Origin of the sequence: Mitsuaria sp. BK041 (assembly GCF_014193085.1) — a bacterium.
GTDB lineage: Bacteria > Pseudomonadota > Gammaproteobacteria > Burkholderiales > Burkholderiaceae_C > Roseateles.
The window spans coordinates 57,883-84,615 of record NZ_JACHYT010000002.1; the positions used below are offsets into that span (position 1 = coordinate 57,883).

Annotated in this window: 25 protein-coding genes and 2 tRNA genes; 14 read left to right on the forward strand and 13 right to left on the reverse strand. The window is 70.0% G+C overall.

The genetic code is table 11. From position 1 onward, the window contains the following. Positions 1-45: 45 nt before the first annotated feature. On the reverse strand, positions 46-1,752 hold the full coding sequence (locus FHT38_RS16145; protein ID WP_091725522.1) for an acyl-CoA synthetase: 1,707 nt from the start codon (positions 1,750-1,752) through the stop codon (positions 46-48). 221 nt (positions 1,753-1,973) lie between these two features. Between FHT38_RS16145 and arsC the strand changes: the two genes are divergently transcribed. Further along, positions 1,974-2,324 carry an arsenate reductase (glutaredoxin) gene (gene arsC / locus FHT38_RS16150; RefSeq protein WP_183492552.1) on the forward strand — a complete coding sequence of 117 codons (351 nt, stop codon included), beginning with the start codon at positions 1,974-1,976 and terminating at the stop codon, positions 2,322-2,324. 12 nt (positions 2,325-2,336) lie between these two features. Here arsC and FHT38_RS16155 read toward each other — a convergent pair whose 3' ends face one another. Continuing rightward, positions 2,337-2,831: a GNAT family N-acetyltransferase gene (locus FHT38_RS16155; protein ID WP_091725532.1), complete on the reverse strand. Its 495-nt coding sequence runs from the start codon at positions 2,829-2,831 to the stop codon at positions 2,337-2,339. A 90-nt stretch (positions 2,832-2,921) separates the two neighbouring features. Here FHT38_RS16155 and FHT38_RS16160 point away from each other — a divergent pair, with 90 nt between their 5' ends. Beyond that, entirely contained in the window at positions 2,922-3,872 is a 951-nt protein-coding gene (locus FHT38_RS16160; protein WP_183492553.1) for an alpha/beta fold hydrolase, read from the forward strand. A 175-nt stretch (positions 3,873-4,047) separates the two neighbouring features. Here FHT38_RS16160 and FHT38_RS16165 read toward each other — a convergent pair whose 3' ends face one another. Continuing rightward, positions 4,048-4,554 (reverse strand): thioesterase family protein, encoded by a 507-nt coding sequence (locus FHT38_RS16165; protein WP_091731336.1) that lies wholly within the window; start codon positions 4,552-4,554, stop codon positions 4,048-4,050. A gap of 241 nt (positions 4,555-4,795) precedes the next feature. Between FHT38_RS16165 and FHT38_RS16170 the strand changes: the two genes are divergently transcribed. Then, positions 4,796-5,686, forward strand: a complete 891-nt coding sequence (locus FHT38_RS16170) for a plasmid replication/partition related protein (RefSeq protein ID WP_091725540.1) — start codon at positions 4,796-4,798, stop codon at positions 5,684-5,686. Positions 5,687-5,725: 39 nt separating this feature from the next. Here FHT38_RS16170 and FHT38_RS16175 read toward each other — a convergent pair whose 3' ends face one another. Next, positions 5,726-5,992, reverse strand: a complete 267-nt coding sequence (locus FHT38_RS16175) for a DUF4212 domain-containing protein (protein WP_404935742.1) — start codon at positions 5,990-5,992, stop codon at positions 5,726-5,728. A 188-nt stretch (positions 5,993-6,180) separates the two neighbouring features. Here FHT38_RS16175 and prfB point away from each other — a divergent pair. From prfB to FHT38_RS16190, 3 genes are all read left to right on the forward strand, one after another. Continuing rightward, a protein-coding gene (gene prfB / locus FHT38_RS16180) for a peptide chain release factor 2 (protein ID WP_183492555.1) occupies positions 6,181-7,285 on the forward strand; the annotation gives its coding sequence in 2 pieces (ribosomal slippage) (positions 6,181-6,261 and positions 6,263-7,285; 1,104 coding nt in all). 75 nt (positions 7,286-7,360) lie between these two features. After that, complete coding sequence (gene pepN, locus FHT38_RS16185) at positions 7,361-10,099, forward strand: aminopeptidase N (RefSeq protein WP_183492556.1); 2,739 nt, start codon at positions 7,361-7,363, stop codon at positions 10,097-10,099. Positions 10,100-10,172: 73 nt separating this feature from the next. Beyond that, the gene (locus FHT38_RS16190; RefSeq protein ID WP_091725551.1) at positions 10,173-11,192 is read left to right on the forward strand and encodes a class 1 fructose-bisphosphatase; all 1,020 of its coding nucleotides are present in this window, start codon (positions 10,173-10,175) and stop codon (positions 11,190-11,192) included. A 91-nt stretch (positions 11,193-11,283) separates the two neighbouring features. Here the strand turns inward: FHT38_RS16190 and FHT38_RS16195 are convergent, their stop codons facing one another. The 3 genes from FHT38_RS16195 to FHT38_RS16205 all read right to left on the reverse strand — a co-directional run bounded on the left by FHT38_RS16195 (position 11,284) and on the right by FHT38_RS16205 (position 13,474). After that, positions 11,284-12,642 carry an amino acid deaminase gene (locus FHT38_RS16195; protein ID WP_221213846.1) on the reverse strand — a complete coding sequence of 453 codons (1,359 nt, stop codon included), beginning with the start codon at positions 12,640-12,642 and terminating at the stop codon, positions 11,284-11,286. A 209-nt stretch (positions 12,643-12,851) separates the two neighbouring features. Then, positions 12,852-12,927, reverse strand: a tRNA-Thr gene (locus FHT38_RS16200). A 91-nt stretch (positions 12,928-13,018) separates the two neighbouring features. After that, complete coding sequence (locus FHT38_RS16205) at positions 13,019-13,474, reverse strand: MarR family winged helix-turn-helix transcriptional regulator (protein ID WP_183492557.1); 456 nt, start codon at positions 13,472-13,474, stop codon at positions 13,019-13,021. 58 nt (positions 13,475-13,532) lie between these two features. Between FHT38_RS16205 and FHT38_RS16210 the strand changes: the two genes are divergently transcribed. Together FHT38_RS16210 and FHT38_RS16215 are read left to right on the forward strand one after the other, a co-directional pair. Further along, the gene (locus FHT38_RS16210; protein WP_147240869.1) at positions 13,533-14,324 is read left to right on the forward strand and encodes a siderophore-interacting protein; all 792 of its coding nucleotides are present in this window, start codon (positions 13,533-13,535) and stop codon (positions 14,322-14,324) included. A 79-nt stretch (positions 14,325-14,403) separates the two neighbouring features. Continuing rightward, on the forward strand, positions 14,404-14,793 hold the full coding sequence (locus FHT38_RS16215; RefSeq protein WP_221211085.1) for a VanZ family protein: 390 nt from the start codon (positions 14,404-14,406) through the stop codon (positions 14,791-14,793). Here the strand turns inward: FHT38_RS16215 and FHT38_RS16220 are convergent. Beyond that, on the reverse strand, positions 14,765-15,562 hold the full coding sequence (locus FHT38_RS16220; protein ID WP_183492558.1) for a helix-turn-helix transcriptional regulator: 798 nt from the start codon (positions 15,560-15,562) through the stop codon (positions 14,765-14,767). The genes FHT38_RS16215 and FHT38_RS16220 overlap by 29 nt on opposite strands. 316 nt (positions 15,563-15,878) lie before the next feature. Here FHT38_RS16220 and egtB point away from each other — a divergent pair, with 316 nt between their 5' ends. Together egtB and egtD are read left to right on the forward strand one after the other, a co-directional pair. Then, positions 15,879-17,159: an ergothioneine biosynthesis protein EgtB gene (gene egtB, locus FHT38_RS16225; RefSeq protein ID WP_183492559.1), complete on the forward strand. Its 1,281-nt coding sequence runs from the start codon at positions 15,879-15,881 to the stop codon at positions 17,157-17,159. Then, entirely contained in the window at positions 17,156-18,070 is a 915-nt protein-coding gene (gene egtD / locus FHT38_RS16230; RefSeq protein ID WP_183492560.1) for an L-histidine N(alpha)-methyltransferase, read from the forward strand. The genes egtB and egtD overlap by 4 nt, the downstream gene beginning before the upstream one ends. A gap of 12 nt (positions 18,071-18,082) precedes the next feature. Here egtD and FHT38_RS16235 read toward each other — a convergent pair whose 3' ends face one another. The 4 genes from FHT38_RS16235 to FHT38_RS16250 all read right to left on the reverse strand — a co-directional run bounded on the left by FHT38_RS16235 (position 18,083) and on the right by FHT38_RS16250 (position 22,849). Then, a complete protein-coding gene (locus tag FHT38_RS16235) occupies positions 18,083-18,838 on the reverse strand; it encodes an N-acyl amino acid synthase FeeM domain-containing protein (protein WP_091725574.1) in 756 nt (251 codons plus the stop codon). 432 nt (positions 18,839-19,270) lie between these two features. Continuing rightward, on the reverse strand, positions 19,271-20,650 hold the full coding sequence (locus FHT38_RS16240) for a lyase family protein (RefSeq protein WP_183492561.1): 1,380 nt from the start codon (positions 20,648-20,650) through the stop codon (positions 19,271-19,273). 157 nt (positions 20,651-20,807) lie between these two features. Then, positions 20,808-21,551 carry a SapC family protein gene (locus tag FHT38_RS16245; RefSeq protein WP_091725581.1) on the reverse strand — a complete coding sequence of 248 codons (744 nt, stop codon included), beginning with the start codon at positions 21,549-21,551 and terminating at the stop codon, positions 20,808-20,810. Next, positions 21,548-22,849 carry a hemolysin family protein gene (locus tag FHT38_RS16250; protein WP_183481732.1) on the reverse strand — a complete coding sequence of 434 codons (1,302 nt, stop codon included), beginning with the start codon at positions 22,847-22,849 and terminating at the stop codon, positions 21,548-21,550. The genes FHT38_RS16245 and FHT38_RS16250 overlap by 4 nt, the downstream gene beginning before the upstream one ends. Before the next feature lie 99 nt (positions 22,850-22,948). Between FHT38_RS16250 and FHT38_RS16255 the strand changes: the two genes are divergently transcribed. From FHT38_RS16255 to FHT38_RS16265, 3 genes are all read left to right on the forward strand, one after another. Then, positions 22,949-23,779 (forward strand): symmetrical bis(5'-nucleosyl)-tetraphosphatase, encoded by an 831-nt coding sequence (locus FHT38_RS16255; RefSeq protein WP_183492562.1) that lies wholly within the window; start codon positions 22,949-22,951, stop codon positions 23,777-23,779. Between the two features lie 41 nt (positions 23,780-23,820). Continuing rightward, positions 23,821-23,910, forward strand: a tRNA-Ser gene (locus FHT38_RS16260). Between the two features lie 3 nt (positions 23,911-23,913). Continuing rightward, positions 23,914-24,780 carry a cyanophycinase gene (locus FHT38_RS16265; RefSeq protein WP_183492563.1) on the forward strand — a complete coding sequence of 289 codons (867 nt, stop codon included), beginning with the start codon at positions 23,914-23,916 and terminating at the stop codon, positions 24,778-24,780. 7 nt (positions 24,781-24,787) lie between these two features. Here FHT38_RS16265 and FHT38_RS16270 read toward each other — a convergent pair whose 3' ends face one another. Further along, on the reverse strand, positions 24,788-25,648 hold the full coding sequence (locus FHT38_RS16270; protein WP_183492564.1) for an NAD(P)H-dependent oxidoreductase: 861 nt from the start codon (positions 25,646-25,648) through the stop codon (positions 24,788-24,790). 91 nt (positions 25,649-25,739) lie between these two features. Here FHT38_RS16270 and FHT38_RS16275 point away from each other — a divergent pair, with 91 nt between their 5' ends. Continuing rightward, positions 25,740-26,672, forward strand: a complete 933-nt coding sequence (locus FHT38_RS16275) for a LysR family transcriptional regulator (RefSeq protein ID WP_183492565.1) — start codon at positions 25,740-25,742, stop codon at positions 26,670-26,672. Positions 26,673-26,733 lie beyond the last annotated feature (61 nt).

Sequence of the window (26,733 nt, forward strand, 5' to 3'; positions counted from 1 at the left end):
CCACGGCGAAGCGGCGGCGACTGAGCCCTCGACGAGGGGCGCCGCTCAGGCCGCCCGACCGGCGGCGCGATCGGCGGCGCGATCCGCCTCGAGCTGCCGCAGCACGCGGCGCTGCACCTTGCCGGTGGTGGTCATCGGCAGGCTGTCGAGGAACTCGATCTCCTTGGGGTATTCGTAGGGCGCGAGCCGCTGACGGACGAAGTCCTGCAACTCGCCGGTCAACGCGGCCGACGGCTGCCGCCCCGGCGCCAGCACGACGAAGGCCTTCACCAGCGCGCCGCGCTCGGCATCGGGCTTGGGCACGACCGCGGCGTTGGCCACCGCCTCGTGGCGCACCAGGCAGTTCTCGATCTCGCCGGGGCCGATGCGGTAGCCCGCGACCTTGAACTGGTCGTCGGCGCGGCCCTGGTACCAGAGGTAGCCGTCCTCGTCAGTGCGCGCGAGGTCGCCGGTGCGGCACCAGCTGTCCAGCGGATCGCCGGTGAACTTCGCCGCCGTCGCGGCCTCGTTGCGCCAGTAGCCGAGGAAGAAGATCGGATCGAGGTCGCCATGCCCGTCCCGGCGATGCACCGCCACTTCGCCGATCTGCCCGGGTGGGCAGACCTGGCCGTCGTCGTCGATGACCGCGACGCGGTGACCGGGATACGCGCGGCCCATGCTGCCGGGCTTGGCCGGCCACAGCCGCGCGCAGTTGCCCACGACGTAGTTGATCTCGGTCTGGCCGAACATCTCGTTGACCGTCACGCCCAGTTCGCGCCGGACCCAGTCGAAGACCGCGTCGCCGACGGCCTCGCCGGCGCTCATCACGGCCTCCAGGCGCAGCGCGTAGTGCTCGGCGGGATGGGGCACCGCCTTCATCATGGCCTTCAGCGCCGTCGGAAACAGGAAGGTGTGGCTGACGCGGTAGTGCTGCATCAGCTCGAAGGCCTTCTCCGGCGAGAAGCGGCCCTGGTAACCGAGGATGGGCCGGCCGAAGCACAGCGACGGCAGCAGCGCGTCCATCAGCCCACCGGTCCAGGCCCAGTCGGCGGGGCTCCAGAACACGGCCTCGCTGCGGACCCGCGGGTCATGGGGATCGAAGCCGAACCAGTTCTGGCTCGCGATGAAGCCGGTCAGGTTGCCCAGCAGCGCGCGCTGCGGCAGCAAGGCGCCCTTGGGCGCGCCGGTCGTGCCGCTGGTGTAGATCAGGATCGCGGGATCCTCGGCCGCGTTGTCCCGCGCGGCGAAGCGCGCGTCCTCGGCCTGCAGCGCGGCCATCCAGCCGGCTTCACCGTCCTGCGGCTCGGACTCGCCGACCAGCAGGACGTGGCGCAGCGCCGGGCATTGCGCACGCACCGCGCGCACCGCGGCGAGCGCCCCGCTTTCGACGATCGCGACGCTGGCCTCGCTGTCCTGCAGCCGGTAGGCCAGCGCATCGGGGCCGAAGAGCATGGACAGCGGCATCGCCACCGCGCCGAGCTGGTTGATCGCGATGTGCGCGACCGCCGTCTCGAAACGCTGCGGCAGCACCAGCGCCACGCGGTCGCCGGCCTGCACGCCGAGACGCCGCAGCGCGTTGGACAGCCGATTCGCCGCGCGTTGCAGCTGGCCGAAGGAGTACTGCGCGCGACAACCGCTGTCGCTGTCGAAGAGGATGGCCGGCGCGTCGGGCGTCTCGCGGGCCCAGCGGCCGCAGCAGAGTTCGGCGATGGACAGGCGCTCAGGCACCTGCCAGCGGAACGCGCCGTGGATCAGCGCGTAGGCGTCGGACATCGCGACTCTCCGGGACTGGAACAAGAGCGTGGATGCTAGCGAGCGAGCCGGCACGGGACGTCATGGAAAGCCCGTAGCGCCAGGACGGTGCCGGCCCGGGCGGGCGCGCCCTCGCACGGTGCACGGAGAAAACGCGGATCGATCCTCGATGCGCGCATGAAGGCGAAGGCGCGATCGCGTGAAGGCGTGATCGCGTGAAGGCGCCGCCTACACTCCGCCGGATGACCGTGAAGATCCTGCACAACCCCCGCTGCTCGAAGTCGCGCGAGGCGCTGGCCCGGCTCGAATCACGCGGCCTTCGCCCCGAGATCGTCGACTACCTGGCCACGCCCTTGTCGCTGGGCGAGTTGCGGACGCTGCAGCGCCAACTGGGCGTGCCGGCGCGCGCGATGGTGCGCGAGGGCGAGGACGCGTACCGCGAGCTCGGCCTGTCCGAGCCCGCGCTCAGCGACGACCAGTTGCTGCAGGCGGTGGCGGACCACCCGCGGCTGCTGCAGCGTCCCATCGTCGTGGACGGCGATCGCGCGCTGATCGCCCGGCCGCCGGAGCAGCTCGACGGCTGGTGGCCGTGAGCGGGCGAAGCCTCAGCCCTTGAAGCGCGCGAGCGCGTCACCGGTGAGGCGGCACAGGCGCCAGTCCGGCATGATCGTCGCGCCCATCTTCTCGTAGAAGCGGATGGCGTTCTCGTTCCAATCGAGCACGCACCATTCGAAGCGACCGTAGCCGCGCTCGATCGCGACCTGCGCCAGGCGGGTCAGCATGCGCGTGCCGAGTCGCGCGCCGCGATGGGCGGGCTGGACGTAGAGGTCCTCGAGGTAGAGGCCGGGCTTGGCCAGGAAGGTCGAGAAGTTCACGAAGGTCAGCGCGAAGGCGACGATGGCGCCGCTCTCGTGCTCGGCGACCAGGGCCTCGGCGACGGGCCGCTCGCCGAAGAGATGCGGATGCAGCTTCTCCGGCGTGACCTCCATCAGGTGGGACAGGCTCTCGAAGTCGGCGAGCTCGCCGATCAGGCCGACGATGGCGGGGACGTCGGCGGGCCGGGCGGGACGCAGGGTGTAGGGATCGGGCGTGGCGGTCATGGTGGCTTGTGGATGAAGTCGGCGCATTGTCTCCATGGCGAAAGCCGGCCGCCGTTCCTCACACTACAGTCGCCGTCCATGAGCACCGACATGAGTCCCGCCACGGGCGTCGCGGAGAGCACCGCGCGCAACGCCGCGCACAACGTCGCGTACGGCGTCCGCCGCCCGCATCGCAGCGGCTTCCTGACGCTGCGCGGCCTGCGCCACCACGTGCTGCGCTGGGGCCCCGAGCATGACGGCACGCGCCCGCTGCTCGTGATGGTCCACGGCTGGATGGACGTCGGCGCGTCGTTCCAGTTCATGGTCGACGCCTTCCGCGAGGACCGCAGCGTCGTGGCCATCGACTGGCGCGGCTTCGGCCTCACCGACAGCACCCCGGGCGACGCCTACTGGTTCCCCGACTACCTCGGCGACCTGGACGCCTTGCTCGACGCGCTCAGCCCCGGGGCGCCGGTCGACCTGCTCGGCCACAGCATGGGCGGCAACATCGCGATGAGCTATGCCGGCGTGCGGCCCGGGCGGCTGCGCAAGCTGGTGAACCTCGAGGGCTTCGGCCTGCCGGACACCACGCCCGAGATGGCGCCGGCGCGGCTCGCGAGCTGGCTCGACGAGCTGAAGGAGACCCCGAGCCTCAAGAGCTACGACAGCGTCGAGGGCGTGGCGCAGCGGCTGATGAAGACCAACCCGCGGCTGAGCGCCGACAAGGCGGCGTGGCTGGCGCCGCATTGGTCGCGGCGCGGCGACGACGGCCGCTGGCACATCCTCGGCGACCCGGCGCACAAGCGGACCAATCCGGTGCTGTACCGCAAGGCCGAGGCGCTGGCCTGCTGGTCCGCGATCACGGCGCCGACGCTGTGGGTCGAGGGCAGCGAGACCCAGCTCTCGCAGTGGTGGGGCGACCGCTATCCGCGCGAGGACTTCGAGGCGCGCCTGGCCGTCGTCAAGGACCTGCGGCGCGTCACGCTGCAGCAGGCGGCGCACATGATGCACCACGACCAGCCCGAGGCGCTGGCGCGCGCCGTCGAAGAATTCCTGGGGTAGCGGCCTGCGTGAGGGTGCCGGCCCTCACCCCTGCCCTCTCCCGCGAGCGGGAGAGGGAGAGGGAGAGGGAGAGGGAGAGGGAGCAATACCGGCGGGGCTCGCTGGTTTGTCTTTCACCCTCTCCCGCTTGCTTGCGGGAGAGGGAGGGGTGAGGGCAGCGGCCTCCCGCAGTCCTTCACGCCAGCTGTTCCCCACCGGAGGGAGATGGCCGCGAGTCAGCCGGGGCCCCAACTACCGCCGCTTGATACGCCGCGACGAATTCCGGCGGCATGCGCCGGGGCCGACCGGCGGAGATGTCGATGCACACCAGCTCCCAGCGGCCGCGCATCAGCGTCTGCCCATCGCTCACGCGACGCAGTTGGAATCGACGCTCCATCGCCAGCCTGCCGTCGCCGCCGGTGAGCCAGGTGCCCAGCACCAGCGCCTCGCCCTCGAAGGACGGCAGCAGGTAGTCGTAGCCGCCGTGGCGGATCGCCATCGCCCGGTCCAGCCGCCGGTAGTCCTCGATGTCCAGCCCCAGCGCCACCGAATGCGACCACCCCACCTGCTCGCACCACCGCACATACACCGCGTTGTTGGTGTGGTTCAGGCCGTCGATGTCCTCGGGCCGCGGGCTCACCGACAGGCAGTGCGGGGACGGGTAGTCCCATCCGGTAGCGAGCGCATCGGGGCTCGGACTCACGCTGGCGAGGAGGCTTGAAGAGGTCGCGGTCATCGCGGGGAACTTCCCGGAAATCATCGAAATCCGACACGCGTGGTCGGGGTGCGTCAGCTTAGCCGCGCGGATTGGGCAGAATGCCGCCCTTTTCCGGCGACGTCCGTCGCCTGCGCGACCTGCGCCCGTGCGGCCCACCGAACGGGCCGCCCGCCTGTCGCGCCCCTTCGCCCTGTCCTGCTCCGCTCCCCGCTGCTGCCGTCGTCCCATGGAAAACATCATCGTCACCGAAGAACTCAAGGCCTACATCGATCCCCTCACCGAGGACGAGTACGCCGCGCTCGAGCGCAGCATCCTGGCCGAGGGCTGCCGCGATGCGCTGGTGCTGTGGGGCGACATCCTCGTCGACGGCCACAACCGCCACAGCATCTGCACCAAGCACGGCCTCCCCTTCCAGACGGTGCAGAACACGCGCTTCAAGTCGATGGAAGACGTGCACCTGTGGATGATCGACCAGCACCTGGGCCGCCGCAGCGTCTCCGACTTCCAGCGCGGCGTGCTCGCGCTGCGCAAGAAGGAAATCATGGAAGCGCGCCGCCTGGCCGTGCTCAACGACCCCAGCCCCGAGGCCTCCGCCGCCGAGGCCGAAGCGCCCGCCAGCGCCACCGGCGCGCCGGTCCCGGACGCGCCCCCGCTCAAGAGCCGCGAGGCCATCGCCCGCGCCGCGCGCATCAGCAGCGCCACGGTGACGCAGATCGAAAAGATCCAGAAGGCGGCAGCGCCTGAGCTCGTCGCCGCCGTCCGCTCGGGCGAGGTCTCCATCAGCGCCGCCGCCGTCATCGCCGACCTGCCCGCCGAGGAGCAGGCGGCCGCCGCAGCGGGCGGCAAGAAGGAACTGCGCCAGGCCGCCAAGCGCGTGCGTGAATCGAAGGTCGGCAAGAAGGCCGCCGGCGACGCCGTGGCGGAAGTGGCCGTCGCGCTGCTGGACGTGCCGACCAACGCGGACGGCGAGCTCGAGGCCGATCCCGCCGTCGCGCTGCTGCGCGCCCAGGTCAGCGCGCTCCAGGACGAGAACGTGAAGCTGCGCGCGCAGGTCGCCGAGCTGCAGGCGCAGCTCGCCGCCGCGAAGCAGGAATCCGCGGATCCGTCGCCGTTCTGACGCGCCCGTGGCGCGATCCTGAAGCGCCCCTGAAGCGGCTCAGAAGCCGGTGATCGGCCCCGAGGGTTCGCGCTCGGGCCGCTTGGCGTCGACCTCTTCCGAGTACGGCACCAGGTCCTGGACCCCGGCCGCCGCCTCGCGGCGGTTCATGACGGTCGCGTAGATGACCACGATCGCCACGTAGACGATCAGCGCCCCCTGCGACCCGACCCAGAAGCTGAACGGCCAGCCGAAGAAGTCGAAGCTCAAGGCCCGGGCGAAGTAGGCCACGCCGAAGGTCACCAGCGCCCACACCAGCAGCAGCATGAGCGTCAAGCGCCAGTTGCCGCGCCGCACGCGCCGACGCCGGGCGCGGAACGCACCGGAGGGGGAACCCGCATCGGGGACAGGGGGATGGGGAAGCATTCCGCCATCTTAGGGAGGCCTCCTGCTTCAGCATGAGAAAATACCCGGCTTCGGGCCCCCTGTCGGGGGCTCTTTCACTCGAACGAATCATGGACATCGAGCAAATCAATGCGATCGGCACCACGCTGGCCGATCTGCAAGCGCGGACCGCCGCGCTAAGGGGGTACCTTTGACTACGACCGCAAAGCGCTGCGGTTGAATGAAGTCAACGCCGCCCTGGAGAACCCCAACGTCTGGAACGAACCCAAGCGGGCCCAGGAACTCGGCAAGGAAAAGCGCGCCCTCGACAAGGTCGTCGAAACCATCAATCACCTGACGTCGAATCTCTCCGACAACCTCGAGCTGTTCGAGATGTCCAAGGAGGACAACGACGTCACCGGCCTGCAGACCATCGAAGCGGAATCCGCCAAGCTCACCGAGCTGGTCGAGGAACTCGAGTTCCGCCGGATGTTCAACAACCCGGCCGACCCCAGCAACTGCTTCATCGACATCCAGGCCGGCGCCGGCGGCACCGAAGCCTGCGACTGGGCCGGCATGCTGCTGCGCCAGTACCTGAAGTACTGCGAGCGCAAGGGCTTCAAGGCCGAGGTCGAGGAAGAAACCCCCGACGAGATCGCCGGCATCAAGAGCGCCACCATCAAGGTGGAAGGCGAGTACGCGTTCGGCCTGCTGCGCACCGAGTCCGGCGTGCACCGCCTGGTGCGCAAGAGCCCGTTCGACTCCTCCGGCGGCCGCCATACCAGCTTCGCCTCGCTGTTCGTCTATCCCGAGATCGATGACTCGATCGAGATCGACATCAACCCGGCGGACGTGCGCACCGACACCTACCGCGCCTCGGGCGCCGGCGGCCAGCACATCAACAAGACCGACTCGGCGGTGCGCCTGACCCACATCCCGACCGGCATCGTGGTGCAGTGCCAGGACAGCCGCAGCCAGCACAGCAACCGCGACGTCGCCTGGCGCCGCCTGCGCTCGCGCCTGTACGACCACGAGATGAAGAAGCGCATGGCCGAGCAGCAGAAGCTCGAGGACAGCAAGACCGACGTAGGCTGGGGCCACCAGATCCGCTCGTACGTGCTGGACCAGAGCCGCATCAAGGACCTGCGCACCAACGTCGAGATCTCCAACACCCAGAAAGTGCTGGATGGCGACCTCGACGCATTCATCACCGCCTCGCTGAAGCAAGGCGTTTAAGAGCAACACGAGACAACAGCCCCGGCGCACGACCCTTGAGCCCGGGGCTTCTTCATTCCTACAAGGAAGCCCGCCATGCGTGAAGGCACCGCCACCCTGATCCGCCGCGCCGACTACGTCGCGCCGATCTTCTGGATCCGCACCGTCGACCTGTGCTTCGACCTCGACCCGGCCAAGACGCTGGTCGCCAGCAAGATGCGCCTGGAACGCAACGCCGCGGTGCCGCACGGCCCGCTGCGCCTGCATGGTGAGGAACTCAACCTGCTGCGCGTGCTGATCGACGGCGAGAGCGTGTCCTTCCGCCAGGAAGGCCATGAGCTGATCATCGACAACGTGCCCGACGCGGACTTCACGCTGGAGATCCGCAACACCTGCGCGCCGGAGAAGAACACCGCGCTGTCGGGTCTGTACACCTCGGGCGGCAGCTTCTTCACGCAGTGCGAGGCCGAGGGCTTCCGCCGCATCACCTACTTCCTGGACCGCCCCGACGTGATGGCGGTCTACACGGTCACCATCCGCGCCGACAAGGCCCGGTACCCGGTGCTGCTGTCCAACGGCAACCTGGTCGAGACGGCCTCGCTCGACAACGGCCGCCACCTGGCCAAGTGGCATGACCCCTTCCCCAAGCCCAGCTACCTCTTCGCGCTGGTGGCCGGCGACCTGGTCGCGCGCGAGCAGCGCATCCGCACCCGCGGCGGCAAGGACCACCTGCTGCAGGTCTACGTCCGCCAGGGCGACCTGGAGAAGACCGAACACGCGATGAACTCGCTGATCGCCTCGGTCGTGTGGGACGAGGCCCGCTTCCAGCTGCCGCTGGATCTGGAGCGCTTCATGGTCGTCGGCGTGTCCGACTTCAACATGGGCGCGATGGAGAACAAGGGCCTGAACATCTTCAACACCGCGGCGCTGCTGGCCTCCCCGGCCACCGCGACCGACGCGGACTTCGCCCGCATCGAGTCCATCGTCGCGCACGAGTATTTCCACAACTGGACCGGCAACCGCGTCACCTGCCGCGACTGGTTCCAGCTGTCGCTCAAGGAAGGCCTGACCGTCTTCCGCGACCAGGAGTTCAGCCAGGACATGGCCGCCACGCCGAGCGCGCGCGCGGTCTGCCGCATCGAGGACGTGCGCGCGCTGCGCGCCCGCCAGTTCCCCGAGGACGCCGGCGCGATGGCGCACCCGGTGCGCCCCGACGAGTACGTCGAGATCAACAACTTCTACACCGCCACCGTCTACGAGAAGGGCTCGGAGGTGGTGCGCATGTACCAGACGCTGGTCGGCCGCGACGGTTTCGCCAAGGGCATGGCGCTGTACTTCGAGCGCCATGACGGCCAGGCCGTGACCTGCGACGACTTCGCGCAGGCGATCGCGGACGCGAATCCGGGCTCGGCGCTGTCCACCCGCCTGGACGCGTTCAAGCGCTGGTACTCGCAGGCCGGCACGCCGCGCCTGCGCGCGCGCGGCGCCTACGACGCGGCCGCCCAGACCTTCACGCTGACGTTGCAGCAGTCCACGCCCGCGACCCCGGGCCAGGACGGCAAGCTGCCGCAGGTGATCCCGGTCGCGCTGGGCCTGCTGGCCCGCGACGGCCAGGCGCTGCCGCTGATGCTGCAGGGCGAGGACGGCGCCGCGGGCTCGACCGAGACCGAGCGCGTGCTGGTGCTGGACCAGGCCGAGCAGAGCTTCGTCTTCGTCAACGTGCCGTCCGAGCCGGTGCCCTCGCTGCTGCGCGGCTTCTCCGCGCCGGTGGTGCTGGGCGACGGCCTGGGCGACGCCGAGCTGCTGGTGCTGCTGACCCACGACAGCGACGCCTTCAACCGCTGGGAAGCCAGCCAGCGCCTGGCGCTGAACCGCATCTTGGGCGCCGTGCGCGCCGGCCAGCCGCTGGTGCTGGACGCGGCCTACCTGGACGCGATGCGCGCCGTGCTGCGCCATCCGGAACTGGACCCGGCGTTCAAGGCGCTGGCGCTGCAGCTGCCCGACGAGGCCTACATCGCCGAGCAGCTCGACGTGGTCGACCCGCAGGCGGTGCATGCGGCCGTCGAGGCGGCGCAGGCGCAGCTGGCCTCGGCCCTACAGGCGGACTGGGCCTGGGCCCATGACGCGCATCAGGTCACGGCCGGCTACAGCCCAGACCCGGTGCAGAGCGGCAAGCGCGCGCTGGTGAACCTGTCCCTGGCGATGCTGGTGCTCAACGCGACGCGCAGCGGCGACGGCGTCTGGCCGGGCCGCGCCTACCAGCGCTTCAAGGACGCCACCAACATGACGGACCGCATGGGCGCGCTGTCGGCGCTCGTGAACGCGCACGCCGAGCTGGCCGACAGCGCGCTCGCGCGCTTCCACGCCCAGTTCAAGGGCGAGGCGCTGGTCATCGACAAGTGGTTCGCGCTGCAAGGCCGCGCGGCCGAGCGCGACGGCAGGACCTTCGCGCGGGTGAAGCAGCTGATGAAGCATCCGGACTTCACGCTGAAGAATCCCAACCGCGCGCGCAGCCTGATCTTCTCGCTGGCGATGTTCAACCCGGCGGCGTTCCATCGCAAGGATGCGGCGGGTTATGTGTTCTGGGCCGACCAGGTGCTGGCGCTGGACGCGATCAACCCGCAGGTGGCGGGCCGCCTGGCCCGCGTCATGGACCGCTGGACCGCGCTGGCCGAGCCCTACCGCAGCGCGGCGCGCGAGGCGATTGCCCGCGTGGCGGCCAAGCCCGACCTGTCCAACGACGTGCGCGAGATCGTCCAGCGCGCGTTGGCGCTGGATCCGCGTCCGGCGCCAGCCGAGGCGGCCGCGCCGACGGAGGTCGCCGCGCAATCCTGATTCCGCGTGCGGAGCGGTCCGCGCGTCGGGCCGCTGCGCGGCGCACGAGATTTGCAACCATCGGAGTCTTTTCATGAGTCAACGCGTCAGCCTGACCCAATACCTGGTCGAGCAGCAACGGGCGCACGGCCACATCCCCCAGCAGCTGCGGCTGCTGATCGAGGTGGTCGCGCGCGCCTGCAAGCGCATCGCCATCAGCGTCAACAAGGGCGCGCTCGGTGACGTGCTGGGCACGGCCGGGTCGGAGAACGTCCAGGGCGAGGTCCAGAAGAAGCTGGACATCATCGCCAACGAGGTGTTGATCGAAGCCAACGAGTGGGGCGGCCACCTGGCCGCGATGGCGTCCGAGGAGATGGACAGCATCTACCTCGTGCCCAACCGCTATCCGCAGGGCGAGTACCTGCTGATGTTCGATCCGCTGGACGGCTCGAGCAACATCGATGTGAACGTGTCGATCGGCACCATCTTCTCGGTGCTGAAGAAGCCCGAGGGCAGCAAGGGCGTCAGCGAGGACGACTTCCTGCAGCCCGGTTCCGCGCAGGCGGCGGCCGGCTACTGCGTGTATGGCCCGCAGACGACGCTGGTGCTGACGGTGGGCGACGGCGTGGCGATGTTCACGCTGGACCGCGAGCAGGGCTCGTGGGTGCTGACCGCCGACGACGTGAAGATCCCCGCGGACACCAAGGAATTCGCGATCAACATGTCCAACATGCGCCACTGGGACGAGCCGGTGAAGCGCTACATCGACGAATGCCTGGCCGGCACGACCGGCCCGCGCGGCAAGGACTTCAACATGCGCTGGATCGCCTCGATGGTGGCGGACGTGCATCGCATCCTGACGCGCGGCGGGATCTTCATGTATCCGTGGGACAAGCGCGAGCCCAACAAGGCCGGCAAGCTGCGCCTGATGTACGAGGCCAACCCGATGGCCTTCCTCGTCGAGCAGGCCGGCGGCGCGGCCACCAACGCCCGCCAGCGCATCCTGGACCTGACCCCGACCAAGCTCCATGAGCGCGTGTCGGTGGTGCTGGGCTCGAAGAACGAGGTCGAGCGCGTGACGCAATATCACCTGGAGGCCGAGAAGGCCAAGTGATCCGCACCGGATCCGGGGACGGCTTGAACCGCTGATCCCCCGGAACGCAAGGACAACGCGAAGGGCGGTCGTGAGACCGCCCTTCGTCATTTCAGAAGAAGGTCCGTACCCCGCCGGTGACGCGGTAGCCGTCGTCCACGGTGTAGAGCAGCGGCCATTTGTCGAAGGTCGTGCAGGGATGGCCGATGCCGAAGGCGATCAGGTCGCCGACCCGCAGCGGCAAGGCGCCATCGCTCGCGTCGACGTAGGCGTGCTGGTCGTTGAGCTTGGAGACGGACCAGCCGGGCGGCGTCGCCTGCGGCGCCTCATGGACGCCCTGGCGATACCACCACAGCGGCCGCGGCAGGCAGGCGTCGTAGCTCAGGTCGCGGCGGCCGGCGGTGCAGATCGCGCGGCCCGGCTCGGGCACCGACTGCACGTAGGCCCAGACCTCGATCGCGTTGCGCAGGCCCGGTCCGTCGCCCCACAGCGCGCCGGCACGCTGCTTCATGCGGTCCTGCATGCGCTCGTACTGCAGGCTGTCGTGGCTGAGGTAGCAACCGCTGCGCAGCACCACGCGCAGGGCATGGCCGCTGCCGCCGGCCTCGACCGCCGCCAGGGTCTTGGCCGCCATGTCGAAGAACGCCGATCCGCCAGCGGTCAGCAGCACCTCGCCCGGCGCGAACCAGCCTTCGGCGCAGCCCAGCCGGGTCAGCTCGGCCACCGTCTCGATCATCGTCAGCGCGCCCAGTTCCACGCGCGCCGTCTCCGTGCCGCTGTAGACGCCTTCGAAGGCCTCCACGCCGCGCAGCGCGACCACCGGCGCCGCATCGCGGATCAAGCGGGCGAGCGCCACGCCCTCTGCCGTCGAGCGCACGCCGGTGCGCCCGCCCGGCGTGCCGACTTCCAGCAGCACCTGCAGCGGCCGTTTCAGGCCACGCTCGCGCGCCGCCCGGTGCAGCAGATCGAGTCCCGCCGCCGAGTCGACCAGCAGGTAGAAATCGAAGGCCGGATCGGCCTCGAGTTCACGCAGCACCAGTTCCAGGTCGGCCTTGCCCACCAGCTGGTTGGCCAGGATCACCCGCGGCACGCCGAAGCGGCGGTAGGTGCGGACGTGCGCCGCCGTCGCCGCCGTCATGCCCCAGGCGCCTTCATCGAACTGGCGCTGGAACAACTGCGGCGCCATCGTCGTCTTGCCGTGCGGCGCCAGGCTCACGCCGGCGCGCGCGGTGAACTCGCGCATCCAGCGCGCGTTGTGGTCCAGCGCCGATTCCTTCAGCACCGCGGCCGGCAGCGGCAGGTCCCCGTCGAGCAGGGACAGCGCCAATCCGCCCAGCGCGCGCAGTGGAACGCCCTCGGCCGCCGCTGGCAGGCCCTTCAGGGTGCCGGGCAGCGGTTCGGCCTCCAGCGCGGTCAGGTGGAGCGTCACCGGCGGGCGGCCGGCCTGGTTGTCGTGGGGATGTGCGGTCATGGCGTGGCATGTTGCCACTGACGCGCGGGCACGTCGGCCGCGCGGCGAGCCCGTCCCTGCGATCGACGCAGGACCGGCCGGGCGTTCAGCCGCGCGGGCGCATCCGGCGCCGCTGCCAGAACAGCCCGCCGGCAGCGGGGGCAGGCCTTGTCACGCCTTTGCCGCGCCCAAAGAAAAAGCCGCTTGGACATCCAAGCGGCTTTTCAGATTGGTGCCGGTGAAGAGAGTCGAACTCCCGACCTTCGCATTACGAATGCGCTGCTCTACCAACTGAGCTACACCGGCGCTGTCGCGAACAACAGAGTCAAAGAGTATAAGCGAGATTTTCGAGGTCGACAAGCATTCGCCGCATCACTCCCCGCGCCGGCGTGAGGCGTCATTCCTCACCCAGATTCGCCTGCACCCGCTTCAGCAGCGCGGCGAGCTGGCCCTGCTCTTCGGCGCTCAAGCCCGCCAGGGCCTGCACCGAAACCCGCCGCGCCTGGCGCCGCAGCTCGCGCTGCACGGCCTGGCCAGACTCGCTCACGCGCAGCCGCACCTGGCGGCGGTCGACCTCGTCGGTCTCGGCCTCGAGCAGCCCCTTGTCCCGCAGCCCCTTGATCAGCCGGGCAAGCTGCGCCTTGTCCCTGCCGCTGTGCTGCGCCAGGTCGCTCTGCGTCCCGCCCGGGTGGCGGTCGAAGAAGAACAGCACCTTGCCCTCCATGTGCGTGAGGTCCTGCGGGCCGTCGCGCAGGAAGCGGTACTGCAGCGCGCGGTAGCGGTGCATCACCGAATGGATGAGCTCGAGCACGTCGTCGCCCTTGTCCCTGCGGCCAGTGGTGTTAGTTGACATTGTCAATCGATCCAACGCAAGATGGATGACATTATCAATGAAATACCCAGGATCGGCAATGAAGCCTGACACCACCCACGCGCCCATCACCCCTGCCCCGCTGCCCGCCGACGCCGGCCGCGAGACGCCCACCAGCCGCGTCCAGCGCGTACGCCATGAACTCAAGCGCCGCGAGCTCACGGTCCGGCGGGTCGACGACATCACGCCCAACTTCCGTCGCGTGACCTTGTCCGGCGAGTCGCTCGGCGACTTCGTCAGCGCCTCCTTCGACGATCACGTGAAGCTGTTCTTCGACGCCGCCTCGGCCGAGGGCCCGGTCATGCGGGACTACACCCCGCGCCGGTTCGATACCGCCGCGCGCGAGCTGGTCATCGAATTCGCCCAGCATGGCGACGGGCCCGCAGCCGCCTGGGCCGCGCAGGCGCAGCCGGGTCACACGCTGACGGTCGGCGGGCCGCGCGGCTCGTTCATCATCCCCACCGATTTCGCCTGGCATCTGCTGGCCGGCGATGAAACCGCCCTGCCCGCCGTCGCGCGCCGACTCGAGGAGCTGCCGGACGGCGCACGCGTCATCGTGCTGCTGAACGTGCCGGCCAGCGACCGCCGGGTCTTCGAGACCCGGGCCGCGCTGGACCTGCGCTGGGTCGACGGCGACGACGCGCTGCTGGCCGCGGCCCGGGCGCTCGAGCTGCCGCCGGGCGAAGGCTACGCCTGGTGCGCCGGCGAGGCCGCGACGATGGCCGCGCTGCGCCGCATCCTCGTTGAGGACAAGGGCCACGACCGGCATGCGATCCGCGCGGCGGCGTACTGGAAGCGCGGCACGAGCCATCACCACGAGCACCTCGAGTGAGGCGCGGAGCGACCTCACATCGGCTTCACAGGCCCATGGCACACTGCCTTCCGCCCGAACCCGGAGGCGGGCCGCCTTGATGTCTGAAGTCCTGCATGACCCGCGCTGGCGCTCTGCCTGGCGCCTCCTCTTCCTCGCCGTGGTGGCGGGCGCGAGCTGGCTCGCTTTCTCGCCGCATCCGCCCCGCGTGGCCGACCTCGGCTGGGACAAGGCGAATCACTTCGCCGCCTTCGGCACGCTGGCGTTCATCGGCATGCAGTGCTTCGCGGCGGGGCCACGCCGGCGCTGGATCGTGCTGGCCGTGCTGCTCGCCTACGGCGTGCTGATCGAACTGGTGCAGTCGCAGATCCCCGGCCGCGACGCCGAGGCCCGCGACGTGCTGGCCGACATGATCGGTGCCTCGATCGGCGTGGCGCTGCATGCGCTGCTGGTGCGCGTGATCACGCCGCGGGCGCTTCAGGCTCGCTGAAATCCCGGCGCGACATCGCGATCGCAACCGCCTGCGCGCGGTTGTTCGCACCCAGCTTGCGCAGGATCTTGCGCACATGGTTCTTGACCGTGAACATGCTGATGCCCAGCTGGATCGCGATCCCCTCGTTGCTCAGGCCCGCGCGCAGGCCCTCGACGATCTGCTGCTCGCGCGGCGTCACCAGCGCGCCCGCGCGGCGCGGCGAGGCCTGACCCCGCGATTGCAGCCGCGCCCGCCGCCAGGCCGCGTGCAGCGCCGGCGTGAGCAGCTCCAGTCGACGCAGGTGATCATCGTCCCAGCCGTCGCCGGCCAGCAGGAACAGCCCCTGCGGTCGCTCGCCATCGCCGACGACGCCATGCAGCGCGAGCTCGCGCAGCCCGGCTTCCAGCAGCGGCTGGAACAGCGCCGAAGGCGCCTCCCGCTCCAGCTGGAGCCGCAGCGGCCGCCGGCCGTCGCCCCAGCGCCGGATGAGGTGCAGCCAGAGCCCATGTTCGGGCGACTCCAGCTGCGTCTGCAGCACGTCCCCGATCGGCTTCAGGTGAAAGAGCTGCGCGGCCAGCCGAGGCGATGGCGGCTGATCCCCGACGCACACCAGCAGGCGATGCGGCAGCAGGACCTGCAGCCGGCTCTGGCTCCAGACGAAGAACTGGGCCGGCGTCGTCGGCTGCCGCGCGCTCCACACCGCCTCGAGCAGCCGCTCCGCGAGCAGGCGATCCTGCAGCCACGACAGCGGCAGCGCGTCGCCATCGGCCAGGACGGCGGGCGGCATTGAAACGGTCGGCAGCGGGGACGGAGGCGGAGCCATCGTCGAGGACAGCGAGGGCGGCGTCATGGACATGGAGGGATGCGTGAGCCGGGGCGACGCCAGCGTGCCCGCGCGGCGTGACGTCCCGATGAATGGCGCACGATGAGCCGCGCACGATGCCGCCGCGTCGCGGGTACCCGCCTTGCCCTTGCTGACATCGGGTGGCAGCTGAGCCGTCCCTCCGGCACCCGCGCAGCGGCTCGCGCCGGATGGGGAGATGGCAAATCGGCTACCGTTGTCGCTCGGCCCACCCTCCCCCGGGCCGACAGGAGTTGCTTGCATGTCGGATCACGATCTGCCGCCCGCGCGGCGCGATCTCGCGCGCCGTTACGAGGCGGTGCGGCGTCACACGCTGACGCTGGCGGAGCCGCTGTCCGCCGAGGACCAGGCCGCCCAATCGATGCCGGACGCCAGTCCCGCCAAATGGCACCAGGCCCACACGAGCTGGTTCTTCGAGGCCCTGTTGCTGCGCCCTCACCTGCCGGGCTACCAGCCGCTCGACGACAGCTACCACTACCTCTTCAACTCGTATTACGAAGGCCTCGGCCCGCGCCATCCGCGGCCGCAGCGGGGCCTGCTGACGCGGCCGTCGCTCGACCAGGTCCGCGCCTACCGGCAGCACGTCGACCTGCACATCCACCAGTTGATCGCGCGCTGCGACGACGCGCGCTGGGCCGCGATCGCGCCGACGCTGGAACTCGGCCTCCATCACGAGCAGCAGCATCAGGAGCTGCTGCTCACCGATGCGCTGCATCTGCTGTCCTGCCATCCGTGGCGGCCCGCGCTGCTGGACAGCCCGCCGCCGCCGGCGACCACCGCCACGAGCGCCTGGCTGCGCCACGAGGGCGGCCTCGTCGAGATCGGCCATGACGCCCAGGCCCCGGGGGCAGGCTTTGCCTTCGACAACGAAGGACCGCGGCATCGCGTCTGGCTCGAGCCCTTCGAGATCGCGAGCCGGCTCGTCACCTGCGGCGAGTTCCAGCGCTTCATCGACGACGGCGGCTATCGCGAGCCGCGCTGGTGGCTGTCCGACGGCTGGGCGACGGTGCAGGCCCAGGGGTGGCGGGCGCCGCTGTACTGGGTCGACGCGAGCGGTGGCAATGGCGATGACGGCGCGCGCGCCAGCGATACCGCCTCGCGCTGGGCCGTCTTCGGGCTGCATGGCCTGAGGCCGCTGGATCCCGCCGCGCCGGTGATGCAGCTCAGCTTCTACGAGGCCGCCGCCTACGCCGAATGGGCCGGCGCGCGCCTGCCCAGCGAGCAGGAGTGGGAGGCCGCGTCCGCGCTGCCCGGCATCGCGCAGCTGCACGACCAGGCCTGGCAGTGGACCCGCTCCGCCTACCACCCCTACCCGGGCTTTCAGCCGCTGGAGGGGGCCGCCTCGGAATACAACGGCAAGTTCATGGTCGGCCAGCTGGTGCTGCGCGGCGGCAGCGTCGCCACCCCGCCCGGCCACACGCGACCGACCTACCGCAACTTCTTCCCGCCGGCCGCGCGCTGGCAATTCACCGGGCTGCGACTGGCCCGCGATGCGCGCCCGCGCGCGGAGACCCACGCATGAGCAGCTTCGCCGAGGACCTTCACGCCGCGCTTGCCGGCCCCGAGCACACGATCTCCCCCAAGTACTTCTATGACGCGCAGGGCTCGACGCTCTTCGAGCAGATCTGCGAGCTGCCCGAGTACTACCCCACCCGCACCGAACTGGCGCTGCTGCGCCGCCATGCCGGCGACATCGCCGACCGCATGGGCCCGGACGCCCAGGTGATCGAGTACGGCGCCGGCGCGCTCGTGAAGGTGCGCCTGCTGCTGGAGCGCGCCACGCGGCTGCACAGCTTCGTGCCGGTGGACATCTCCGGCCCGCACCTGCTGGCGGCCTGCGAGGCGCTGCAACGCGAGCAGCCCGCGCTGCGCATCCTGCCGGTGGTGGCGGACTTCACCCGCCCCCACGTGCTGCCGGACGCACCGCCCGAGGGCCGGCGCATCGGCTTCTTCCCGGGCTCGAGCATCGGCAACTTCGATCCGCAGGAGGCGCTCGAGTTCCTGCGCCTGCTGCGCGAGGAACTCGACGGCGGCGCGCTGCTGATCGGCGTCGACCTGATCAAGGAGCCGGCGCGCCTGCATGCGGCCTACAACGACGCCCAGGGCGTGACCGCACGCTTCAACCTCAACCTGCTGCGGCATGCGCAGCGGGCGCTGGGCCTGGAGTGCGACCCCGCCGGATTCGACCATTACGCGTTCTACGACCCGCGCAAGCACCGCATCGAGATGCACCTGCTGCCTCGCGGTGAACAGCAGCTGCAGCTGCAGGGACGGCGCTACACGCTGGTGCCCGGCGAAAGCCTGCACACGGAGAACTCGTACAAGTACAGCGTCGAGAGCTTCCAGGCGCTGGCGCGGGAAGCGGGCTTCCGTCCGTCAGCCCACTGGACCGACGATCAGCGCTGGTTCAGCCTGCACTGGCTGCAGGCCTGAGGCGCGCGACGCTCACGCGTCGTAGCCGTAGACGTCCGCGAGCTTGCTCAGCAGCTCGGGCTCGTCGTCCGTCGAGAAGAAATAGGGGAAGAGGGTGCGGGAGCGCCCTTCGTCCTCGTTCAACGTGCCGCCGTACTCGCGGACCTTGCTCGCGCCATAGGCGAGCGACAGGCTCATCAGCACCGCCGGCGCGCCGACGCTGCGGTGCAGGCGCTCCTCGCCGTGCGGCTGGAAATCCAGCATGCGGCGATAGAAGGCCTTGTGCCGCGGATTGACCTCGATCACCAGGAACTCGGCGCCCCAATGGTGGGCCGCATGCAGGTAGGCCAGGTGGAACAGGCTGGCCAGCACCAGCTTGGACGGGCCTTCCGGATCCGCGGCCAGGCGGGTGAATTCGCACAGCTGCCAGCCTTGCTGGCGCATGCCGGCCATTTCCTGCGGGAAGCTCTGGTCCGCGGCGAGGTTGCCGCTGTCCCGCCGCAATCCCAGCGTCGAGACCAGCCGGCCTTCCCAATAAGCGCCCAGCGTCACGTCCGCGGAACGGCTCAGCCTGTAACCCCGTGACGCGTAGCGACGCTCCAGCAGGGAATGACCGGCGCCTTCCATCAGCGCGCGGATCTCGATGCGGCCATAGGCCGTCTCGCGCGTGACGAGTTCCACCGAGTCGGACCGAACGAAGGGAATCTCCGCGCGAACGGATTGCAGCGCCTGCAAGGGGCTTGCGGGCGCTTCCAGTTCGATGCTCGACAGGTGAGATTCGTCGCTCATTCCCAACTCCAGACTGCTTGGTTATCAAGGGCGAGTCTATGGCCCACTCAAAGTAATTACTGCCGGGCGCTACGATAGATAACAAATGCGTACCTGACCTTACGGGTCTGTCCCGGGTTCGGGTCGGGGTCAATCCCTTGCCAGGGCGAAACCCCGCATTTGAGGGAATTCGGTTACATCCCGGGCACCCCGCCGCAAACCAGCGTCAGCCCTCATCGCCGTTCGATATTGCGGAATCCCCGGGGACCTGCCGGCGGGCTTCCCGGCCGCGGTTTTGTTGCAGGTGTAACCAGATGCGATTCGTTCAGATGCCGAATTCAGGGGACAAAACGCCCAGAATTTTTTGCCGAAACCCTTGGACGGCATGGGGATATTTGTCGCTTCGCGCGCGACGCGCTCGCTGAGCGGCCCGGAAGTTCGTATCGCGTTGCGTCAAATCCAGGGCGTCGCGGCCAGGGTCTCCACGCGCCGTCGGGCGTCGGCCATCAGCGCGTCGACGCGCCCATCCGCCTGGGCCGCGATCGCCTCCAGATCGAACATCGCCGCCAGCTCCTCGGACGACAGCGCGGTCGGCGGCAAATCGCCGACGTCGATCGCCGCGAGCAGCAGTTGCTGCAGCGTCCCCTGCCCCAAGCGCACCCGGCTGATCAGGTCGCGGACGATGGCGCCGGTGCGCTGCCGGCCCAGCCGCGGCATGAGCAGGTGTTCCAGGCGCTCGCTCGCGACCAGGCCCTGGCGCTCGAGCACGTGCGCGCGCATCCGGTCGATCCGCAGCACCGGCTCGGCCAGCGCGCGGTTGAGCGCCTGCACCGCCAGGTGGGCGCCGCCCATCAGGCCGCTCCATTCGGCGAGTTCCGCCGGGTGCTGCCCCAGGCCGCGCTCGTGTTCGGGCGTCATGCAGCCCATCAGACTGGCGACGCGCTGCGGCGCGCGCTGGACCGCCGCCAGCGCCTGCAGCGCGGCCACCGGATTCTTCTTGTGCGGCATCGACAGGCAGGCGCCATAGCCCTCGCCGGGCGGCTCGTTGAGCTCGTCGACCTCGGCCTGGGCCATCAGCGCGAAGTCCTGCGCCAGCTTGCCGAGGTTGCCGCACAGCAGGCCCACCTCCATGCCCAGGCGCAACCAGCGGTCGCGCTGCGTGTGCCAGCACATGTCGGGCAGCGGCAGCGACAGCTCGGCGGCCACGGCCGCCAGCATGTCCTCGGCGCGGTCGCCCATCGCGTCCAGCGTGCCGACGGCGCCGCCCAGCTGCAGCAGCAGCGAGGCCTGGCCCTGCTCGCGCAGCCGCTCGGCGCTGCGCAGCAGGGGCATCAGCCAGTTCATCAACTTGAAGCGCAGGCTGATCACCTGCGCCGGCTGCATCATCGTGCGGCCCAGCAGCGGCACGGCGGTGTGCCGCTCGGCCAGCTCGAGCAGCCGGGCGCAGAGCTGCTGCAGGTCGTCGTCGATCAGGCGCAGCGCCTCGCGGGTGCGCAGCACCATCGCGGTATCGACCAGGTCCTGGGCGGAGGCGCCGCGATGCACGTAAACCGCGGCGGATGGGTCGAACAGCGCGACCGTCTCGCGCAGCCGCTGCACCACCGGCAAGGCCAGGTTGCCGCTGCGTGGCGCGGCCGCCACGAGCGCCGGCACGTCATAGAGCTCGGCGCGGCACAGGCTGGCGATCGCCTGCGCCGCCGGCGCCGGGATCATGCCCACGCGGGCCGCGGCCCGCGCGAGCGCGGCCTCCACATCCATCATCGACTGGACCACCGCGGTCGGCGAGAACACCGATTCCATCGCGGTGGACGACAAAAAAGCCTCGAACAGCATCTACGTCCTCTCGGTCGAGGATGCTATCGAGGCTCCTGCGTACGCCGTACTCAAGCAAACCCGCTTGGGGTTTGTCTCGGCCGGTGATCGCCCCTCCTTTTTCACTCCCTCCCCCCGCTTGCGGGGAGAGGGCGGGGGTGAGGGGTCCCCCAGGCGCTCAGTTGGCCGGCACGTACATCTGCGCCAGACGGCTCATCAGTCGCAGCGACAGGCGATGCATCGTGATGACCTCCAGCAGGCCGTTGCGATGCAGCTCGACGATCTTCGCGTCGGGCAGCTCGGCCAGGGCTTTCTCGTTGATGGTCATGAAGCCGTCGACATCGAGCTTCTCGCCGCTGGGCAGCTGCGCCTCGAAGCGCATGTCCTGCAGCAGGTCCAGGTCCTGCAGCAGCTCGCAGGCCTGGCGGGTGCGCTCGGCCTCGCGCTCGAAGTCCTCGCAGAACTGCTTCGCGTTGAGCAGCAGCTCGGAGGCCTCGCCGTCTTCCTTGAACAGCGGCTCGCCGTCGGTCTCGGAGAACGCGCCGGAGCCCATGTCCAGGCACAGCGCCATGTCGCTGCCGTTCTCCTCGATGCGGGCCATCGCGAAGGGCCAGCGGCGCACGTAGGCCGGCACGTAGCGGCCGGTCCACTGGCCGTCCTTGACGAACAGGTTGCTGCCCTGCTTCAGGCCGAACACGGCCAGCGGCGCGATCGCCGGACGCTGGCCTTCGGCGGCCTGGCCGACGCGCACGAACACCACCGGGTACTCGAGGCTCGCATCGGCGAACTCGGCCACGGCGACGAACAGCGAGTTCAGCTGGGTCACGCGGTCCAGCACCGGCGCGCCGATCTTCATGCGCGTGCTCTTGTGCTGCACCCGGTCCACGGGGACCAGGTTTTCATACATCGGGGGGTTGCTCATTGATTCACTCCATCGTCCGCCAGTCGCGAGACCAGCACCTTGTCCACACGCTTGCCGTCGAGGTCGACCACCTCGAATCTCCACGCGTCCCACTCCACCACATCGGCCGTGCGCGGCAAGCGCCCCAGCAGCAGCATCACCATGCCGGCCAGGGTGTTGTAGCGCCCACGGTCCTCCTCGGGCAGTTCCTTCAAGTCCAGCCGGTCCTTCAGCTCGGTGACGGGGATCAGGCCGTCCATCAGCCAGCTGCCGTCCTCGCGCTGGACCGCCCAGGCGTCCTCGCCATCGGACGAGTTGAACTCGCCCGCGATCGCCTCCAGCACATCGCGCATCGCGACCACGCCCTGCACCTCGCCGTACTCGTCGACGACAAAGGCCAGCGGCGTATCGGTGCCGCGCATGTGCGCGAGCAGCTCCATGCCGGACAGCGTCTCGGGCACGAACACGGGCGGCTCCAGGCCGGTGGACAGGTCCAGCATCTCGCCGGCCAGCACGCGGGCCAGCAGGCTCTGCGCGCTCACCGTGCCGACCACGTCGTGCAGGCCGCCGCGGCAGACCGGGTAGCGGCTGTAGCCGTGCGCGCGCAGGATCTGCAGCACCTGCTCGGCGCGATCGGTCGCATCCAGCCAGGCGATCTCGGCGCGCGGGATCATCATCGAGCCGATCTGGCGCTCGTCCAGCCGGAACACGTTGCGCACCATCTGGTGCTCGTGTTCCTCGATCACGCCGGCGTCGCGGCCTTCCTCGAGGCTGGCGGCGATCTCCTCCTCGGTCACCAGGCGATTGGCGCGGCCGCCCATGCCCAGCAGCTTCAGCGTGAATTCGGTGCAGAAGCTCAGCAGCTTGACGAAGGGTCGCGTGATCAGCGACATGATCTCCATCGGCGGCGCGACCAGGCGCGCGACGTTCTCCGGGAACATCTGGCCCAGGCGCTTGGGCACCAGCTCGCCGAAGATGATGGTCACGAAGGTCAGCACCAGCACGACCAGGCCGGTGGCGGTGATGTCGGCGGCGCGCTCGCTGAGCGGGGTGTGGGCGCGCAGCACCTCGGCCAGCGGCCCGGAGAAGGCCGCCTCGCCGACGATGCCGTTGAGCACGCCGATGGAGGTGATCCCGATCTGGACGGTGGACAGGAACTTGGTGGGGTTCTCGTGCAGGTCCATCGCGGCCTGCGCGCCTCCCTCGCCACTCTCCACCATCACTTGCAAGCGTGCCTTGCGGGCGGCCGTGAGGGCCATCTCCGACATGGCGAACAATCCGTTGAGCAGTATCAGGAAGAGAACTAGGGCGGTATCCATTGACAGCGCGGACCGGGTGAAAACCCCGAGTCGCGCCCAAAACACAAGGTCGGCAAGGGTAGCAGAGCCGGCGTGACGCCGACACCGCAAAATCCCCGTATGCATTACCTCATCGGCGATCTCCAGGGCTGCTGCGACGCGCTTGCCCGGCTGCTGGAAAAGATCGACTTCTCCCCGTCCCGCGACCGCCTCCACCTGCTGGGCGACCTGGTCAACCGCGGCCCCGATTCCCTGACGACGCTGCGCCGCCTGCAATCGCTGGGCGACGCGGCGCACTGCCTGCTGGGCAATCACGACCTGCACCTGCTCGCGACTGCCGCCGGCGTGCGCGCCCCGCACAAGGGGGACACGCTGGACGCGATCCTGCAGGCGCCGGACCGCGAGGCGCTGCTGGAGTGGCTGCGCCGGCAGCGGCTGGCGGCGCGGGCGCAGGGCTGGCTGATGGTGCATGCGGGCGTGGTGCCGCAGTGGGACGCCGCGCAGGTCCTGGCCCTGGCGGAGGAAGTGCACACGCTGCTGCGCGGCCCGGAACTGGCGGACTTCCTGCCGCAGATGTACGGCAACGAGCCCGACCGCTGGAGCGACGAACTGACGGGCGCGCCGCGGCTGCGTTTCATCATCAACGTGCTGACGCGGATCCGCTTCTGCAATGCGAAGGGCCGCCTGGACTTCAAGACCAAGGAGGGCCTGGGCACGGCGCCGGAGGGCTTCATGCCCTGGTTCGACGTGCCGCAGCGGCGCACGGCCGGCGAGCCGGTGGCCTTCGGGCACTGGTCCACGCTGGGGCTGGTGCAGCGGCCGGACCTGCTGGCGCTGGACACCGGCTGCGTGTGGGGCGGCGAGTTGACGGCCGCCCGCGTGGCCGACGGCCAGGTGCTGGAGATCATCCAGGTGCCCTGCGCGCAGGCGAGGAAGCCAGGGGCGGACTGAACGAAGGCCGACGGCACGCATACAATGCGCGCCTTCTCCAAGGAGACGTGGCCGAGTGGTTTAAGGCAGCGGTCTTGAAAACCGCCGAGGGTTCGCGCCCTCCGTGAGTTCGAATCTCACCGTCTCCGCCACCCATGAACGCCCTCACGACCGCCAGCCCCCCCGCCCTGCTCGCCTTGATCGGCGGCAACGAGGACCGGCTGACGCCCGGCATCGTGCTGCGAGAGCTGGTCGCGGCTTGCGCCGCCTCTCATGCGGGCGGCGGGCCGCTCCGGGTTGTCGTGCTGAGCACCGCCAGCGGCGAGCCCGACCTGCTCTGGTCCCAGTACGAGCCCGCCTTCCGGGCGCTGGGCGCCGTGCCGGCCTGGCTCGATCCGCGCGACCGCGAGGCCGCGGGCGCGGACGACGCGCTGCAGGCATTGCGGTCGGCCGACCTGCTGTTCATGACGGGCGGCGACCAGGAGCGCCTGCTCGACGTCATCGGCGACACCCCCCTGCACGCGCTCATCCGAGAACGCCACCGCGCCGGCGAACTCGCGATCGCCGGCACCAGCGCGGGCGCCTCGGCGCTCGGCGCCCACATGCCAGTCGGCGACCTCAATGAGCAGTTCGCCGGCCCCTCGCAGCCGCTGCACGCCGCGCTTGGACTGATGCCGGCCCTCGTGATCGACCAGCACTTCGCGCAGCGCAAGCGCCATGCGCGGCTGCTGCAACTGGTCTCGCTCGACCCGCGCCGCACCGGCGTGGGCATCGACGAGGACACCGCGCTGATCGTCCGTCCCGGCCACGACTTGCGCGTCGTCGGCGCGGGCGCCGTGACGGTCATCGACGGCTCGCGAATGACCGACCGGCGCGAGCCGTCCTCCGTCATCGCCTTCGAGCAACTCGGCTTCTTCCTGTTGCCATCCGGCACCGCACTGCGATTCAACGACCCGGCCACGCCACCGCATCTGCAGCGACTGCTCCGCGCAATCGCCTCGCCCGCTCCGCTGATCGGCTGAGTTCGCCTCAGCCGGCAATGTGGGCCTCGAAGCCCACGCGTCCCGGCGCCACGTCATCGCGCAGCTGATGCCCATCCGGGTAGTCGCCGCCGTTCTGGGCGCGGAAGGCAATCGGCGCTTCATCGAAGACACCCGCAAGGCGCAGGCGCCACGCCGCCTTCGCCGCCTCGACGTCTTCCGCCGTCATCCGGCCCACGCCGTGTACCGCATGCGTCTTCAGCACCGACATGCCGGGATAGAACAGCGTGCCGTGGGTGATCGGGAACAGCAACTGATCAATCGGACCGTTGATGCCCCGCGGCGAGTAGTCCGCCGCCGGCCCGCCGGTCGTCACCGAGACCATCGCACGCCGGCCCGAGAGGCCGCCTTCGCCGTAACGGAAGCGGTTGCCCTGCCCGTGGCGGCCATAGGCCAGGCCGTAGGCCCAGACGCGGTCGATCCAGCCCTTCATGATGGCCGGCATGCCGAACCACCACAGCGGGAACTGCAGGATCACCAGGTCCGCCGCCAGCAGCTTGCGCTGTTCCTCGACGACATCGGCCGGCTGATGGCCGTGCTCGAAGGCATGGCCGGATTCGCGCACGAAATTCAAGCGCGTCGCGTCGGCGCGCACGGGGAAGTCGGCCTCGCCGTAGACGGCACGCCAGCCCATCGCGTAGAGATCGGACTGCAGCACCACATGCCCGGCGGAACCCAGCGTTTCCGCGGCGACGCCCACCAGCGTGCGGGTCAGCGAGGTCGGCTCGGGATGCGCGTGGACGATCAGCACGGTCTTGCGACCTGCGGCGGAGGCGGCGGTGGAAGCGGAAGCGGCGGCTGCCGCAGCCCCGGTGGCGACGGGATGGTCTCTGTTGGGCGTAGTGGTCATGTCGGACTCCAGAAGATCGGGAATGAGCGTCAGTCTGACGAGCGCGGCCCCATCCGTGAAATCACGTCTTCTCTGCCCTACTATCCAAAGCATGGATACCAGCCGGCTCGACCTCAACCTGCTCGTGACGCTCGAGGCGCTGCTGACCGAGCGCAATGTCACCAAGGCCGCCGCCCGGCTGGGCCTCAGCCAGCCCGCGGTCAGCGCGCAGCTCAGCCGGCTGCGCGATGTCTTCGAGGACCCGCTGCTGCTCCCGGCGCAGCGCGGCATGACGCCCACCGCGAAGGCCTTGTCGCTGTTCGAGCCGCTGCGCCAGGCGCTGGACCAGGTGCGCGGGGTCGCGAGCTCGCACCTGCACTTCGAGCCGGGCAGCGCCGAACTGACGGTGACCATCGCCGCCTCGGACTACCTGCAGGCCTCGGTCCTGCGTCCGCTGGTGTTGCGGCTGCGAAGGGAAGCGCCGGGCGTGCGCATCGCCGTCCGGCACCTGGACCCGCACCAGCATGCCGCCCAGATGGCGCGCGGCGATGTCGACCTGGGCCTGATGCAGCCGATCGAGGCCGCGGACAGCCTGCGGCTGCGCCCGCTCTTCCATGAGCGCTACGTGCTCATCGCGCGGCGCGGCCATCCCGCCGTCAGCGGCCGGCTCACGGCCAAGGCCTTCTCCAAACTGGAGCAGGTGGTCGTCTCGCCGGCCGGTGGCGCCTTCAGCACGCCGGTGGACCAGGCGCTCGCGGGCCTCGGGCTGACGCGTCAGGTCGTGCTCTCGGCGGCGTCCTTCCTGTTCGTACCCGACATCGTCGGCCGCTCCGACCTGGTCGCCCTGGTGCCCGAGCGCCTGGTCAAGGGTCAGGCCGCCGGCCTGCAGGTGCTGCCGCCGCCGCTGCCGATCGACGGCTTCGACATCGCCATGGTCTGGCACGAGCGCAACCACGGCCACGCGGCGCAGCGCTGGCTGCGCGGTCAGGTGTTCGCGATCGCCGGGCCCCGCGCGCGCGCGGGCACGGACGCCGCCCCGTCGTGAATTCCGTCGCGCGGGACCTGTTGCGCCTTGGCGTTTTCACCAAGCCGGTCGACACATCCTG

Excerpts from the sequence above, each read along its gene's own strand:
- FHT38_RS16145 (WP_091725522.1), bottom strand. The coding sequence starts at position 1,752 with ATGTCCGACGCCTACGCGCTGATCCACGGCGCGTTCCGCTGGCAGGTG.
- arsC (WP_183492552.1), top strand. The coding sequence starts at position 1,974 with ATGACCGTGAAGATCCTGCACAACCCCCGCTGCTCGAAGTCGCGCGAG.
- FHT38_RS16155 (WP_091725532.1), bottom strand. The coding sequence starts at position 2,831 with ATGACCGCCACGCCCGATCCCTACACCCTGCGTCCCGCCCGGCCCGCC.
- FHT38_RS16160 (WP_183492553.1), top strand. The coding sequence starts at position 2,922 with ATGAGTCCCGCCACGGGCGTCGCGGAGAGCACCGCGCGCAACGCCGCG.
- FHT38_RS16170 (WP_091725540.1), top strand. The coding sequence starts at position 4,796 with ATGGAAAACATCATCGTCACCGAAGAACTCAAGGCCTACATCGATCCC.
- FHT38_RS16175 (WP_404935742.1), bottom strand. The coding sequence starts at position 5,992 with ATGCTGCTGCTGGTGTGGGCGCTGGTGACCTTCGGCGTGGCCTACTTC.
- pepN (WP_183492556.1), top strand. The coding sequence starts at position 7,361 with ATGCGTGAAGGCACCGCCACCCTGATCCGCCGCGCCGACTACGTCGCG.
- FHT38_RS16190 (WP_091725551.1), top strand. The coding sequence starts at position 10,173 with ATGAGTCAACGCGTCAGCCTGACCCAATACCTGGTCGAGCAGCAACGG.
- FHT38_RS16195 (WP_221213846.1), bottom strand. The coding sequence starts at position 12,642 with ATGACCGCACATCCCCACGACAACCAGGCCGGCCGCCCGCCGGTGACG.
- FHT38_RS16205 (WP_183492557.1), bottom strand. The coding sequence starts at position 13,474 with ATGTCAACTAACACCACTGGCCGCAGGGACAAGGGCGACGACGTGCTC.
- FHT38_RS16210 (WP_147240869.1), top strand. The coding sequence starts at position 13,533 with ATGAAGCCTGACACCACCCACGCGCCCATCACCCCTGCCCCGCTGCCC.
- FHT38_RS16215 (WP_221211085.1), top strand. The coding sequence starts at position 14,404 with ATGTCTGAAGTCCTGCATGACCCGCGCTGGCGCTCTGCCTGGCGCCTC.
- FHT38_RS16220 (WP_183492558.1), bottom strand. The coding sequence starts at position 15,562 with ATGCCGCCCGCCGTCCTGGCCGATGGCGACGCGCTGCCGCTGTCGTGG.
- egtB (WP_183492559.1), top strand. The coding sequence starts at position 15,879 with ATGTCGGATCACGATCTGCCGCCCGCGCGGCGCGATCTCGCGCGCCGT.
- egtD (WP_183492560.1), top strand. The coding sequence starts at position 17,156 with ATGAGCAGCTTCGCCGAGGACCTTCACGCCGCGCTTGCCGGCCCCGAG.
- FHT38_RS16235 (WP_091725574.1), bottom strand. The coding sequence starts at position 18,838 with ATGAGCGACGAATCTCACCTGTCGAGCATCGAACTGGAAGCGCCCGCA.
- FHT38_RS16240 (WP_183492561.1), bottom strand. The coding sequence starts at position 20,650 with ATGCTGTTCGAGGCTTTTTTGTCGTCCACCGCGATGGAATCGGTGTTC.
- FHT38_RS16245 (WP_091725581.1), bottom strand. The coding sequence starts at position 21,551 with ATGAGCAACCCCCCGATGTATGAAAACCTGGTCCCCGTGGACCGGGTG.
- FHT38_RS16250 (WP_183481732.1), bottom strand. The coding sequence starts at position 22,849 with ATGGATACCGCCCTAGTTCTCTTCCTGATACTGCTCAACGGATTGTTC.
- FHT38_RS16255 (WP_183492562.1), top strand. The coding sequence starts at position 22,949 with ATGCATTACCTCATCGGCGATCTCCAGGGCTGCTGCGACGCGCTTGCC.
- FHT38_RS16265 (WP_183492563.1), top strand. The coding sequence starts at position 23,914 with ATGAACGCCCTCACGACCGCCAGCCCCCCCGCCCTGCTCGCCTTGATC.
- FHT38_RS16270 (WP_183492564.1), bottom strand. The coding sequence starts at position 25,648 with ATGACCACTACGCCCAACAGAGACCATCCCGTCGCCACCGGGGCTGCG.
- FHT38_RS16275 (WP_183492565.1), top strand. The coding sequence starts at position 25,740 with ATGGATACCAGCCGGCTCGACCTCAACCTGCTCGTGACGCTCGAGGCG.